This window comes from Synechococcus sp. R70.1 (genome assembly GCF_047461675.1).
GTDB lineage: Bacteria > Cyanobacteriota > Cyanobacteriia > Thermostichales > Thermostichaceae > Thermostichus.
Map to the genome: position 1 here is coordinate 1 of NZ_JANSHR010000002.1, position 13328 is coordinate 13328.

Genomic DNA, 13328 nt, shown 5'->3' on the forward strand with positions numbered 1-13328 from the left:
GACTCTGCCTGGGTTGGTACTGCTGACTGTGTGCCGATTCTGGTTGCCAGTCGCCGGTGGGTGGCAGCAGTTCACGCTGGCTGGAGGGGGACGGCTGCCGGCATCTTGCCCAAGGTGCTCCAGGTCTTTCTTGGGGGGGGGATCCCTGTCGAGGAAATCCGCATTGCCCTGGGGCCAGCCATTTCCGGGCCAGCCTACCAAGTTTCCCAAGCAGTGGCTGACAAGGTGCTGCAGACGCTGCCGGCAGGCGTGGATCCGCAGCTTGCCCTCTGGCCTGATCCCATCCCTGGCAAGGTTCGCCTGGATCTGCGCTGGGTCAACTCTGCCCAGGCCCAAGCGCAAGGGATCCCGCCTGAGCACATTGCCATCAGTCCCCACTGCACCTTTGGCCAGCCCCAGGATTTCTTTTCCTATCGCCGCGAGGGATCCCTGGAGGATGAAGAGGGCCGCCGTTGCGTGCAGTGGTCGGGGATTGGGCTGCCCAAAGCGGCCTTGGACAAGCCGCCAGCTGCCCAAGAGAGCTGCCATGATTGAACTGCCCCCGCTGCCCAGTCTCAAGATGCGCCGCGCTGCCCTTAGGGGATTATCGTGGATAGTTTTGTCCCTCTTGCTTGTTGGTGGCCGGGAAGCTGCAGCCCAGACCTCTGTGACAGGCTTCAACCGCGACAGCGTACGGCAACTAAACCTTGAGAAGAATTCAAGTCGCGAGCCCAGCATTCCCTCGGCGCAGAGGCAGGCGAAGTGGCATACCCGCGCCAATGTCTGCAGGGGCAATTGCCGGAGAAAGTTGGCCGTATCGCCTAAGCAAGCGGCTAAGGTATTAAAGGAAGCCCTCAGGTCGCTGCAGCATGGATTGGGAGCAGCTCTCGGAAGAATGGGTGGCAGCCTTTAGGCAGGCGGCAGAGGCAGGCCTTGCTGCTCTAGAAGCCGCCTTGAGGGAGCTGGGAGAACAGCTGGCCACCCCTATCGAGCAAACCCTCAGGCAGTGGGAAACCTTTTGGCGGCTGGAGGAGGAACCCGAGCGCCCAGAGGAAGCGTCTAACCCTGCCGAGGGGCAGTCCTTTAGCACCAGCCGCTTTTTCGTCAGCCCCTGGGGATTTGGAGGCGTAGTTGTCTATACCTATATCGCTTCGCCGCCTGGCTGGATTGGGGATCCCACCTGTCGCTACAATGCCCTTTCCCCGCAACTGCGCTGTGCCGTCAACCCCTATGGCCCTTGCAAGGGCTGTCCTCACTATGAGCCGCGGGAGGAGGGCCCTGCGCGCTAGCTGGCCTGAGGGCGTGGGCTATGCAGGATAGCCGCCTTATTGTTGCTCTAGATACCTCCTCCCTTGAGGAGGCGCTGGAGTGGGTGGAGCGTTTACCCCAAGTGCAGTGGTGGAAGGTGGGCCTGGAGCTGTTTACGGCAGTTGGCCCTCCAATTCTGCAAGCCCTGAAGGAGCGGGGCAAGCGCATTTTCTTGGACCTCAAGCTGCACGACATTCCCCGCACAGTGGGGCGGGCAGTCCAAGTAGCCGTTGGCCATGGGGTGGACTTGCTGACCGTCCATGCGGCCGGCGGGAGCGCCATGTTGCACTCAGCCGCAACGGCCGTCCAGGGCAGTTCCTGTCGGCTGTTAGCAGTTACCCTTTTAACCAGCCTTGGCCCTGAACAGGTGCGGCGGGAGCTGGGCATCGAGCGGGATCCCGGCGACTATGTGTTGCAGTTGGCCCAGCTGGCCTTGGAACAGGGCTTGAGGGGTCTGGTCTGCTCTCCTCAGGAGGTGGGGCGGCTGCGCCAAGCTCTGGGGCCGGAGGTTCTGCTGGTAACCCCAGGGATCCGACTGGGGGATCCAGAGGCAGGGGACGACCAGCGGCGGGTTTGTAGCCCTGCAACAGCCCTGCAGGCGGGGGCAGACTATCTGGTGGTGGGTCGCCCCATCACGGCAGCTGCCGATCCTCTGGCAGCCTGGCAACGCTTTCAGGCGCTGGTGGAGACTGTGGGCTGAGGGTTGGGGAAATGGCGTTGAGGGGCAGGCGAGGAGCTGCTCTAGCAGTGGTTTTGGGACTGTCCGGCCTCGCTCCTACACTAGCCAGGGGAGAAGTCTGTGCCAGCGATCCCCAAACTTGGTCTGAGGCCCTGACGGCCCAGTTGCCTTTGTTTCTCAATTTAGCCCTGAGCCGCTCCCGCTCAGAGTTTCAGGTGGTGCTCGTGGGCCAGCCGCAGGTCGAGCCTCTTGCTGCCAAGGAGTTGGCGGATAGCCCAGCCGCTTCCACTGCCCAGGGCTTTTGCCTCTACTTCACCACGCTGGAGCGCCGCTTGGTTCTCCCTCGGCAGCCGCCGCAGCCGGACAACCCTCTAGCGGGACGGCGCAGCGAAACCCTGCATCTGGCCTATGAGGCCTGTGTATTGCGGGATAAACCAGGAGATCCCTGGCAGTTGGTGCGCCTCCGAGTAACTGGAGCCGGGATCCCCGTTCGCGATGTTACAAACGGGCTCACCGCCCAAGCTATCCGCCGTTGGCAGCAGTCGGGGTGTCCCTCAGCAGGCGATCTAGAGTTGACTATGCCCTCTTCTCCGTGAGGTTTCCTCCCGCCATGCCTCCTCAGGGCAAACGGCTACTCCGGCGCCGGCAGCCGGCCAAGCTGAGTTGGATAGGCCCCTGCCTGCTGTGCGGGGGAGTAGGACTGCTCTTTGGGCAACGGCTTCGCCTTCTAGCAGAACCGGCTCAGGAAGCGTGGTGGCGCGTTTTGCCTGCCAGTAGCGCTGAGGGATCCCTTGCTCCGCTGGAACTCCCCCTCTACCACTGGCTGGCAGAGAAACTTTTGCCTTGGCTAGGGCAAAAAAGCGGGATCCCGCCGCAAGGACTGCTGGCAACCTTGTCGACCCTAGCCTGTCTAGCCATCCTACTGTTGTGTTGGAGCTGGGGCAATTTCTGGAGCGCCGGCCTGTGGGGGCTTAGCCCCTGGGTGCTGACCCAGGGGTTGGAGCCGAGCAGCGAGATCCTCGCTCTCCTGGTCTTACTAACTAGCAGCGGCATTAGGCCGGGATCCCGCCTGCGCTGGGAGGGGTTGGCGCTGGCCTGTGGGCTGAGCTACCGAGTTTGGCCCTTGGCCTTGCTCTGGGCGCTGCTGTGGATTAGCCAACACCGGCCGCGGCAAGGGTTGCAGGGATCAGCCTTGCTGCTGTTGGTGATGGGCCTCTCCTGGCTCGGGGGGGCGGAGGGGCTTGGGGATCGCTTCCGGGGAACAGAGACTCTCTCTCCAGCCATGGGATCCTATTCGCCCAGAGGCCCAACTGGCCTGCCTACGCTGGCTACTTTGATGTTGCCCCTAGGGCTAGCCTTGGTGCGGCTGGGCTGGCCTTGGGAAGAACGCCAACAAACTTTGCTCAGCCTGGCCGGCTTGGGCCATGCCCTCTGGATGGGCCTGCTAGCAACTTGGCTGGAGGGTCGGGGGGAGCCGCCCCTGTACCTCCTGCAACAAAGCGCCCGCTGGGGCCTAGTGGCCCTGCCCTTCTTGTGCCTGAGCGCTGGCGGTGTCTTGGCGGAGATTCCCTGGAGGGGCTGGCGGCGGCTGTTGGGATCCCTGCTTTTGGTCAGCTCGTTCTTGCTGTCGTGGCAAGCGTTGGCCTAGGGCACTCTCACTCGCTGAGGGATCCCAGCTCCAAACCCGAGCGCTGAGGCGCCCCAAGTTAGACCCTTAGCCTCTTGCCCCAGCTCTTCCAGGGGGATCCCTTTTGTTAAGGAAAAGGACTACAGTTAAGGTCGAGGCGGGTCAGGTGTTCAAAAACGCCACCCCGACGACCCAAGCAGGAGAACAACGTAAGAGATGATGACGGTGCGGGTGCCCCTCGACTACTACCGAATCTTGATGCTGTCGCCACGGGCAGACAAGCATCAGATCGAACAGGCTTACCAAGAGCGCCGCGAGCTCAGGCCAGGCGAACGTTCTTGGCTAGTGGGGTTCTCGCCGCAGGCCGTGGAGGCTCGTGCCCAGCTTGTCCAGGAGGCCGCTTCTGTGCTGCTCGACCCTGAGGCACGGCGCAGCTACGACGAACACCTAACCCTAGCGCATCCCACCCTGACGGTGGACGAGGCCCTTCTGCCGGGAGTGCTGTGCCTGTGCTGTGAAGTTGGAGAGTACCCAGCGGCTTTAAGCTTGGCTCAGCAAATGCTTGATCAAGGACACCCCGCCCGTTCTGATGCCATTTTGGGGCGGGCCGTGGCCCGTTTAGAGCTAGGCCGGGAAGCCTGGCGACAAGGAGCCTATGAAGAAGCCGCGCACTCTTTGCAGACAGGCTTGGCCGAACTGGAGGAGTGTCAGGCTTTTCCTCAGCTCCAGGCAGAGCTCCGCATCGACCTGGGCAAGCTGCGCCCCTACCGCATTTTGCAGCTCCTTGACCCCAATGCCCCAGCTGCCATGGGCAAAGGAGTAGCTGCAGCTCCTGCCCTGGCGCGGCAGCAGGGGCTGGCTCTCCTCAAGGCCATGCTCGACGAGCGGGGCGGCATTGAGGGCGGTGGGCAAGATGGCTCTGGCTTGAGTACGGAAGATTTCTTACGCTTCATCCAGCGCGTGCGCCGCTACCTCACCCTGAAAGAACAGCAGGAGCTTTTTGAACAAGAGGCGGAGCGCCCTTCCTTGGTCGCTGCCTACTTGGCTGCGCAGGTGCTGCTGACAGCGGGCTACGTGGAGAAACGGCCAGCTCTAGTGCGGCGGGCGCGCGGCTACCTGATTCGCCTCGCCCAGCGGCAAGATGTGCATCTGGAGCAAGCTATCTGCAGCTTGTTGTTGGGGCAAACTGAAGAAGCCCTTAGTCACCTACGCGCCAGTCAGGAAACCGAAGCCCTGCAGTTTATTGAGGAGCACTCTGCCGGATCCCCGGATCAATTGCCAGGCCTCTGTCGCTTTACGGAAAAGTGGTTCCAGGATGAGGTATTCCCAGAGTTTTACGCCTTGGATCCTGCCCAGGCTAGCCTGAAAGCCTACTTCGACAACCCTCAGGTGCAGGCTTACCTGGACGAGATGCCTAGCCGCGAGAGCTCGCCAGCAGGTACCCTATCTCCACCTCCTACCCTGCCTCTATCCCAGCCGCCCGCTGCTGGGGGGGCCAACCACCCGCCTGCTCCCTTCCCGCAGGGAGTTTCCCAAGAGCCGTCGCACTTGCCCAAGTGGCCTGCTCCATGGGACGGGGAGCCAGCCAGCTCTCCCCCATCAGAAGGGAGCCTTCAGGCCTACAAGAGGGGGCTGCAGGAGGTGGAGCGTCACCACCGCAGCCACTTGGGTTCTAGACGAAGTCGGCCTGAGCGTCCTGCCCCCTCCCTCCACCTTCGTTTGGCTGCCGTGGTCGGCGGGGGCATTCTCTCCCTCGTGGTTAGCTGGCAGATACTGCGCAGCCTGTTCACCCCACCACCGCCGCTGGAACAGCCCCAGGTGCAACTGGAGCAGCCACCGGTTGCTCTTGAGAATTCGGATCAGGCCAAGCCCTCGCCTGAGCCTGAGTTGATTGGCCCCCTGGCTGAGTGGCAAGGAGTCCAACGGGTGCGGGTGATCTCCAACGATGGCATCAATATCCGCCAGCAGCCTAGCCTAAGCGGAGCCATTGTCGGGACGGCCCCCCGCCAAGCTTTACTGCGGGTGGTAGAGGTGCGAGTAGGTGAAGGACGGGTACCTGTCTGGTTGCGCGTTGAGCAAGAGGGGGCGCCAGGAGGGTGGATTGCCGCTCAATCGGGCTCAACTCGCTTGGTCGAGCGACTCTAAGCCTTTTCTGCCATTTGCCTTGCCCAGGCAATAGCTTGTTTCCCGCTTTCCGGTGGTGGATATTCTGCGCAATGCCCCGCTAGGGATCTATCTGGAAGAGCCGCGCACCTGGCTGCACTGTCTTGACCCGCGGGTGAAGTTGGCCTGGTTGCTTAGCTTTCTCCTCAGCCCAATTTTGGCCAGCAGTGGCTGGCGGCTGGCCGTGGTGGCGGTTCTCCTGCTCTTGACGGTAGCAGCCCGTCTGCCGCGCCGGGTCTGGTCGGGCCAGCTTTCGCTGGTGTTGGCCCTCAGCCTGCTTGCTTTTGGGATCACCAGCTTCGCCCCCGATGGCTTAGGGGTCTTCCCCCAGCCGCAGCGGCAGGATGCGCAGGTGGTGGGCTATGGACTTATCTCCAACTCCAACCTGGAGGTGAAGGAGAGGGCAGCGGCCAGCCAGGCCTGGCAGCAGCAAACCCGTGCCTGGCCAGTTCCCTACCGCTACCGTTTGCTGCAGGTTTCCCTGCTAGGGCGAACGTTTCAAGTCTCGCGGCGTTCCCTCTCCGTAGCTCTGCGGCTGGGTACCCTCATCTTTACCCTGCTCTATGCCACCAATCTGTTCTTGCTGACCACCGCCCCCGAGGAAATTACGGCGGGGATTGCCCGGCTGTTACAGCCTCTCCAGCGCTGGGGCTGGCCGGTTGCCGAGGTGATTCTCACCCTCACCTTGGCCCTCCGCTTCCTGCCGCTGGTGATGGAGGAAGTCCAGAACTTGGTGCGGGCGGTGCGCACCCGCGATGTGCGCTGGGGATCCCTCAGCTTTCGGGGTGGAATGCAAACCCTTCTGGCTTTGGTGGAGCGCTTTTTTGAAAACCTGCTCCTGCGAGCGCAGGAGATAGCGGCGGCCATGCAAGCTCGAGGGCTAACTGGTCCCGACCATCCTCTGCGCTGGCACCGTCTGCAGCTACGGCGGCTAGATCGAGGAGCGCTGGCCCTCCTGCCCCTGTTTTGGCTGCTGAGAGCTTTGTCGCCCTAAAGATAGCGGCAGGAGCAGCTGGGAAACCGAGCACCCATCAGAGGAGAGGTAGAAAGACAGCTGCCCCCCCAGGCGCTGCACAATCCGCTGGCAAAGGCTAAGCTCCAAGCCGGGGCTGGCCGCTAGCGGGGACTGGAACAAGGGATCGGCAGAGACGACCTGCTGGGGATCCCCTTGCAGGGCTGCCAGCAGGTGGGGGTCAAAGCGGCCCTGATCCACCACCAGCAGTTCTGCATAGCCAGAGTGCTCCGCACCGCTCTCGCCAACGGCGACCCGGCTCCACAGATCCAGCCGCCCCCCCTCCGGGCTGCGCAAAGCAGCGGCAACCAGCACCTCCCAGAGGACCATCTCCAGGCGTCCGGGATCCCCCCAAACAGCAAGGCTCAGGTCGCCGTGGGCGCGCGGCCACAGCTTGCGTTTCTGGGCCAGACCCTCCAGCCGGCGCAGGCTCTTGCGCACCAAAGTAGCCACAGACAGCGACTGCAACTGCGGCTGCGCCTGCCAGGTTTCTGCCTGCAACAAGGGCTCCACGGAGGCGGCCAGATCCCGCAGCCCTCTGGCAATTTCCACCACCTTTTGCCAGCGCGTGGCCTCGTCTCCTGGCGTTGCTGGCACCTGGCCTAGGCGGCGCAGGCTGTCCAGCAAGGCGCTTTGCAGATCCAGCAGGCGGCGGTGCTTGTACCAGTTCAGCTCGCTGAGCACCTCCTGCCGCTCCTGCAGCGTTTGTACCCAAAGCAAGCGCCGCAGCGTCCAGCCGCAGGTTTGGGCAATCACCGTCGCTGCCGCCTGCTCCTCCGGCTCCCAAACCTTGTCTGCCTCTGCTCCCAGGATCAAAACCCCCAGTGGCTCCAGACCAGGGGAGTCGCCAGTCTCGGGGCCGCCCTCGCCCAGCGGCAGCAGCAGCCAGGATCCCAGGCCCGTCGAGTTCAACCAGGTGCGGCTGGCAGCTGGGATCTGGTCTTGGGAAAGCTGGAGGGGTCCTCTTGCCTGCAGCGCGCGGGTCAGCAAGGGATCCTGGCGATCGATCTCAGTGGGGCCGGTGGGGTAAAACGCGGGGGCGGCGGCAAAAGGCGGCTGCAAGCGGGCCCGGCTCTCCCCTGGCTGCCAACTCACCACCAGCGCCAAGGGGATCCCCAACGCTTGGGCCGTCTGGTGGACGGTGGCGGCGTAGAGCTCCGGCAGGGTAGTCAGGTTCTGCAGCGTCAGACAGGCAGCAACCAGGCCGTTGAACAGTTGCTCTTGCCGTTGCCGCCGCTGTTCCAGTTGGATTTGCCTCAGGATCAGGCCCACGGGTTGGGCGATCCCGCGCAGCAGTTGCCGTTCTTCCCGGCTCCAGGCCCGCCGCTGGGGATGGAGCACCAGGATCAGCCCTTGCGGAAGGGCAGCGGGAGTGGCAGAGCCGCCGACTTCCGTGTGGGTGAGCATGAGGGAACGTACCCCCAGAGGGGCCAGTTCCTGCCGCCAGGAGAGCAGGCGCAGATCTTGGTCGTAGTTTTCTGCCACCACCACCTCGCTGCGCAACAGATCCTGCCAATCTTGCTCGCTGAGGGAGCTAAACTGCTGCGGCAAAGCCTGCTGGCCCTCGCTGCGGTACTCGTAGAAGAGGCGGGGGATAGGTTGGTTGGGATCCAGCGTCAACACCGCTACCGCGGCGGCTTGCAGGCGCTGGCCCAGGCCAACCACCGCTTGCTGGAGAGCCCGCTGCAGCTGGGCCGGGTTGGAGAGGGCCTGGCCTACCTGATGCACGAACTCCTGGTCGTCGGCCAACTGGCGGAGGCGACGATCCAGATTTTCCAGAGGAGTGGCCAAGGCCAGCCCATGGGCGGCAGCGGCCACCAACTGGCGCTCGGCAGCTTGCCAGGTGCGGGGCACCTCCGACTGCACCCAGATAAACCCCAGCAGCTCCTGCTGCAGCCGGATCGGGGCGGCCAAAGCCGACTGCGCTCGCCACTGCTGCATCAACTTGAGGGGAACCTCGGCGCGGGTTGTCTCCAGGTCGCCCACCACCACCTGGCCTGCCGCAAGAGAGGAGTACAGGTTTCCCAATTCCCGGAGCGCAAGGCTGCCCTCTTCCATCGGGATTACCCCGGCTTTGGTTCCTCTGGCAGTGGGGGCAGGAGTAGGCCTAGCGGCGCTTTCATGGGGAACAAACCGTCCCTCCCTGGGCTTGTGCCAGTACACCTGGATGTGAACGGCGCCCAAGCAGGACTGCAGCTCCTGGGTAACCAGGCTAACCCGTTCTTGCAAGGATCCCGCCTGGCACATCGCCGCCCCCAATCTCAGGAGCGACTCTTCAAAGCGCTTTTCGGCCTGCCGTTTCCAGGCATCTTCCAGCTTCTGCAAAGAGGCTGCCAACTGCCCCAGCAAAATCCCCAGGAGCGCCTTTTCCTCCTCGTGGGTAGTAGCGCCCCACAGTTGGGATCCCAGCATCAGGATCCCCAGGCAGCGCCGCCGCCCTACCGTAGAGAAGGGGTAGATGAAGCAGCCTTGGATCCCGCCCAGTCGCTTGGCTTCTCGCTGCCAAAGGCCCATGCGCGGCTCCTGGGAAAGGTCGGGCACGCTGATGGGCCGCTGCTCGAACACCACCTGCTCGAGGATCTCCCCCGGCTGTAGGGGATACGCAGCTTGCAAGAGAGGTCGATCCTCCTCTCGCAGGGTCACGCCACCTTGGCCCACCAACTGGTGATTGGCATGGTCGTAGAGGGCTAGCCAAATTAGCGGCGCCCCAAACACTGCCTTGACATACTCCAGCGTGAGCTGAATCAGGGCCTTAGCGTCGGTCTGCTCCCGCATCTGCTGCAAGGTTGCCTGTAGGGCCACCAGCGGAGAGACTGCCCCCGCTCCACTAGAGTGAGGAGAAACAGACTGAACCATAGTTCAAGCATTGGCTGGGCAGGTTTGAGGGAAAGCAGGCCCAGCCCCCTCTTGGCTCACCTTAACCCTGCTGTTTCTTGGAAGCCAACATTTCCAAGGCAGTTGGAGATGCCCCTGCAGGGTATTGTGCCGTCAATAGAGCTAACTTGCAGTCCTCACTGCCTGGTTACGAGAGGGATCCCGCGCAATTTGGACGTATTGGTTACCAGACTTTGCACAAAGCGCTGGAAGCGCTGCCGCAGGTTTTCGTCCTTGAGGTTGCCCTGCTCATCGAAGGCACTCCAAGCCCGCCCGATGGCAATTTGCTCTGGGATCGCCCAACCGTGCAGCCACCGCACAATCAGGCGCATTTGGTTAAGGGTGTCGCTGTTGCTCTCGCCGCCCAAGACACTGATGAGCCCAAAGACCTTGCCCTCCAAGTGCTCAAAGCTCAGCAGATCCAGAGCATTCTTCAGGCTGCCGCTGATGCTGCCGTGGTACTCCGGGCTGGCCAGAATGATCCCATCGGCCTGCTTCATCGTTGCCCGCAAAACCTCCACATCGGGATAGTCGGGGTAGGATTCCGAACCATCGGCAAAGGGCAACTTCATCTGCCGCAAATCAAGAAGGTGCAGCGGTATCCCCAGCTTCTCGAACTCGCGCCGCACTACCTCCAGGGCCCGATAGGTCAGGGAGTTGGGCCGCAGGCTGCCACCAATGGCCACAAAGCAAGGTGCAGAGGCTGCAGTCAGGACGGTTTGAGAGTCGGCGGTGGGGGCTTGCCCAGTTGAGGAAGACATAAGCCGTGCTCACGGATAGATATCAGTTACGCTGCAAACAATCATAACTCATACTAACTCTGTCCTGTGGTCCCTCCCCGATTTCTGCCAATTCCACCCCTCCTAGACCAAGAGCTCTAGGACCAGCGGAGCACCTGCAGCAGGTTGGAAAAATCATCCCGCCAGAGGGGATCCCCGGCTTGGGGCAGAAGGGGCTGCCAGGGATCCCCGTCGAAGCTCTGCAAAGCAAGGGAACCCTTGGTCACCAGCACCCAATGGGAAGGGGCCAGCCCCGCCTGGCGCTGGGCAGCGGTGAGATCTTCCTGGGCTTGATGCCAGGCGGAAAGCTGCAATTCTCTGGCCAAGGCGGCCAACACTGGCGCCAAATTCAGGTGGCGGTTGGTGATGTTAAAAAGTAGCCAGCCCTGGGGCTTGAGCTTGCTGAGGTAGAGGGTCAGGGCCTCCTGGGTGAGCAGATGCAGGGGCACAGCGTCAGAGCTAAAGGCATCCATCACCAGTAGGTCATAGCTGCCATCGGGGATCCCTTGCAGGCGGAGGCGGGCATCGCCCAGAATCACCCGCACCCGCGCCCGCTGGCTGGCCCAGTCGAGGTAAGCAAAGTAGCGGCCTGCCCAGTTGGCCACGGTGGGATCCAGCTCGAAAAAGGTCCACTCATCCCCCGGCTCGGCGTAGGCGGCCAAGGTGCCGATCCCCAGCCCCAACACCGCAACCTGAGCCGGAGAAGGGCCTAGCTGCGCCCGCCACCGCCGGAGCGCCTGGCCCACCGGCCCTGGGCGGGAAAAATAGGTGAGCGGCTCCAGGGCTTTCTGGGGATCCAGGTTTTGGCTGCCGTGCAGCGTGGTGCCGTGCAGGAGGCTGCGGAAGGATCCCGCCTCGTTGCGGTACTCCACAAGGCGATGGAGGCCAAAGACACTGCGCTCGCTGGCTACTACCTGCAGCCCCGGCGGCAGCCAGAGCTGTCCCAGCAGCAAAACCAAACCCATGGTCACCCCCAGGCGGCACAGCCATCCCCTCCCGCCTTCTCCCCCTAGGGCCAGCACCGCCCAGCCCAAGCCCAGCCCTACGACTGCTCCAAGGTGAAAGAGCGCCTGGAAACGAAAGTGCACCAGCAGAAGAGGCAGGAGCAACCCCAACCCCAGCCCTAGGCCCAACCGTCCTCCCTGGGGCGCCAAGGCTGCCAGCGCCAGGCTCAGGAGGAGTGGATACTCCAGCACCGCCTCAAACACCTGGGGTGCTAGCAAAGCAGCAAACAGGCCCCCCAAGCTCCCTCCCAAAGCCAGCCACAGGTAAAACCGGGTCAACTGCTGGGCTGGCGGCCGACAGCGGACCAACTGGCTGTGGCAGGCCCAGCTCACCAAGCCAAAAGCCCCTAGATGTAGAGGCAACACTGCAGACCAAGGCTTCACCCAGCCCATGACCTGCGCCCCTATCGCCCCGCAGGCCAGCAAAGCTGTCGTCCCCAAAGCCAACTCGTTGGGATGGATGCCGCCGAAGGCCAGCATAAAGGTCACTAGGTAAATGCTCAGGGGGATGGCCCACAGCAAGGGCACCGCCGCCACATCGGTGGTCAGGAGGGTGGTGACTGCCACCACCAAACCCGCCGGTAAGAAGGCCCAGCCAGCCCAGCGCCAGCCCTTCCCCCAGAAGCTAGGCTCCGCTCTGCCGATTGCGACTGGCTCCCCTAGGGCAGAGGGATCTGTCCCCTGTCTTTTTAGCAGCAGCCCCACCCCGCCTAGGAGCACCAATCCGGCCACCAACGCATAGGCTCCCCTCCAGAGATGGGTTTGCTCAGCCAAAGACAGCCGCGGCTCCAAGAGCAGCGGATAACCCAGCAGTCCCGCCAAGCTGCCGGCATTGCTGGCTCCATAGAGTCCGTAGGGATCCCTCTTACTCTTGCCCAGCCCCCGTTGCAGCAGGGGCGACGTTCCCGAGAGGAGCAATAGCGGCACCCCTGCTCCGACTGCCAAGTTGGCCAAGAGGGCTAGGGGAGGAAAGGCCTCCTCCGGCTGCGGGTGGCTCCTGAACTCAAAAGGCAAAAACTTAAGCCCCGCCAGCATGAGGATCCCGTGGATCAGCACGCCCCGCTCGGGATGGCGGCCCCGCCCCAGCCAATCCGCCCACAGGTAGCCCAATAGCAGGACAAGCTGGAAAAAGGCCAGGCAGGTATTCCACACCAGGGGGGATCCTCCCCACAGCGGCAGCAGCAACTTGCCCACCAACAACTGCCCCCAGAAGAGGCAGAAAGCGCTGGCAAACAACGTAAGGCCAACCAGCCAGACCACCGCTGCTCCCTTCAGCGGGCCTTGACTTGCAAGGGGAAGCGCTGCCTCAGCTCCTCTTCTACCTTAGGCAGCCATTCTTCTTGGAACACCCACACTTGCCCTTGCTGCACGCGGCCATCGGGGTTTTGCGTCAGCTCTAGCCAATACACCAATTGCTTTCCCCGCAGCACCACGCCTTGCGTGGCCAAGGCAAGGCTATAGCCGGGATTGCCAGCCAGGGCCGCAGGGGCCGGGTAGCGGATGACCTCCACTGCCTGATCCAAATCGGCGGCGATCTCCGGGCCATAGACCTCGCGAATAGCTCGAAAGAGATCCTCTGCCGTCAGCCCTTGCGGGCGAAAAAAGGTCATCCGTTCCGAGCGGATCGTCTCCCGATCCAGGGGGTTGATGATCCGGCCTGGCGGGGCGACTGAGGCCAAGAAAGTAAACCGGGATCCATCCGGCTCCACCCGATGGATGTTTAACGTCTCGCCCGGGCGGGGCCGCAGCACCGGGTTGTCTTTTACCCAGCTAGCCACCTGACTTGGCGCTTGCCCTGGGATCCCCCAAGCTACTGCCGAAAGGCCCACTGACCAGCAGGTGAGGGCCCAGCCTACCCCCAAAGCCAAACGCCGTTTTCTGCGATTTGGATCTCGACCGGCGA

The 13328-nt window shown here is 63.0% G+C and carries 11 protein-coding genes; 7 read left to right on the forward strand and 4 right to left on the reverse strand.

The features are described 5' to 3' along the window. From NW807_RS00025 to NW807_RS00055, 7 genes are all read left to right on the forward strand, one after another. The coding region (locus NW807_RS00025; protein WP_414424921.1) for a polyphenol oxidase family protein at positions 1 to 534 on the forward strand (534 nt) is incomplete at its 5' end. A 314-nt stretch (positions 535 to 848) separates the two neighbouring features. Further along, positions 849 to 1268: a DUF6464 family protein gene (locus NW807_RS00030; RefSeq protein WP_414424922.1), complete on the forward strand. Its 420-nt coding sequence runs from the start codon at positions 849 to 851 to the stop codon at positions 1266 to 1268. Positions 1269 to 1288: 20 nt separating this feature from the next. Further along, entirely contained in the window at positions 1289 to 1987 is a 699-nt protein-coding gene (gene pyrF / locus NW807_RS00035; RefSeq protein ID WP_414424923.1) for an orotidine-5'-phosphate decarboxylase, read from the forward strand. Between the two features lie 47 nt (positions 1988 to 2034). Continuing rightward, positions 2035 to 2562, forward strand: a complete 528-nt coding sequence (locus NW807_RS00040) for a hypothetical protein (RefSeq protein WP_414424924.1) — start codon at positions 2035 to 2037, stop codon at positions 2560 to 2562. A gap of 167 nt (positions 2563 to 2729) precedes the next feature. Continuing rightward, entirely contained in the window at positions 2730 to 3614 is an 885-nt protein-coding gene (locus NW807_RS00045) for a hypothetical protein (protein WP_414424925.1), read from the forward strand. Positions 3615 to 3809: 195 nt separating this feature from the next. Beyond that, entirely contained in the window at positions 3810 to 5738 is a 1929-nt protein-coding gene (locus NW807_RS00050; protein WP_414424926.1) for an SH3 domain-containing protein, read from the forward strand. A gap of 55 nt (positions 5739 to 5793) precedes the next feature. Beyond that, on the forward strand, positions 5794 to 6750 hold the full coding sequence (locus NW807_RS00055) for an energy-coupling factor transporter transmembrane component T family protein (RefSeq protein ID WP_414393214.1): 957 nt from the start codon (positions 5794 to 5796) through the stop codon (positions 6748 to 6750). Here the strand turns inward: NW807_RS00055 and NW807_RS00060 are convergent. The 4 genes from NW807_RS00060 to NW807_RS00075 all read right to left on the reverse strand — a co-directional run bounded on the left by NW807_RS00060 (position 6688) and on the right by NW807_RS00075 (position 13293). Then, a complete protein-coding gene (locus NW807_RS00060; protein WP_414424927.1) occupies positions 6688 to 9624 on the reverse strand; it encodes a GAF domain-containing protein in 2937 nt (978 codons plus the stop codon). The two genes, NW807_RS00055 and NW807_RS00060, sit on opposite strands and share 63 nt — an antisense overlap. 155 nt (positions 9625 to 9779) lie before the next feature. Next, on the reverse strand, positions 9780 to 10403 hold the full coding sequence (locus tag NW807_RS00065; RefSeq protein WP_414424928.1) for an NADPH-dependent FMN reductase: 624 nt from the start codon (positions 10401 to 10403) through the stop codon (positions 9780 to 9782). Positions 10404 to 10519: 116 nt separating this feature from the next. After that, complete coding sequence (locus NW807_RS00070) at positions 10520 to 12685, reverse strand: fused MFS/spermidine synthase (protein WP_414424929.1); 2166 nt, start codon at positions 12683 to 12685, stop codon at positions 10520 to 10522. Positions 12686 to 12696: 11 nt separating this feature from the next. Further along, entirely contained in the window at positions 12697 to 13293 is a 597-nt protein-coding gene (locus NW807_RS00075) for a hypothetical protein (RefSeq protein WP_414393207.1), read from the reverse strand. Positions 13294 to 13328: the final 35 nt, after the last annotated feature.

Bases quoted from the DNA above. Each gene is read 5' to 3' on its own strand.
- NW807_RS00030 (WP_414424922.1), top strand. From the start codon at position 849: ATGGATTGGGAGCAGCTCTCGGAAGAATGGGTGGCAGCCTTTAGGCAG.
- pyrF (WP_414424923.1), top strand. From the start codon at position 1,289: ATGCAGGATAGCCGCCTTATTGTTGCTCTAGATACCTCCTCCCTTGAG.
- NW807_RS00050 (WP_414424926.1), top strand. From the start codon at position 3,810: ATGATGACGGTGCGGGTGCCCCTCGACTACTACCGAATCTTGATGCTG.
- NW807_RS00060 (WP_414424927.1), bottom strand. From the start codon at position 9,624: ATGGTTCAGTCTGTTTCTCCTCACTCTAGTGGAGCGGGGGCAGTCTCT.
- NW807_RS00065 (WP_414424928.1), bottom strand. From the start codon at position 10,403: ATGTCTTCCTCAACTGGGCAAGCCCCCACCGCCGACTCTCAAACCGTC.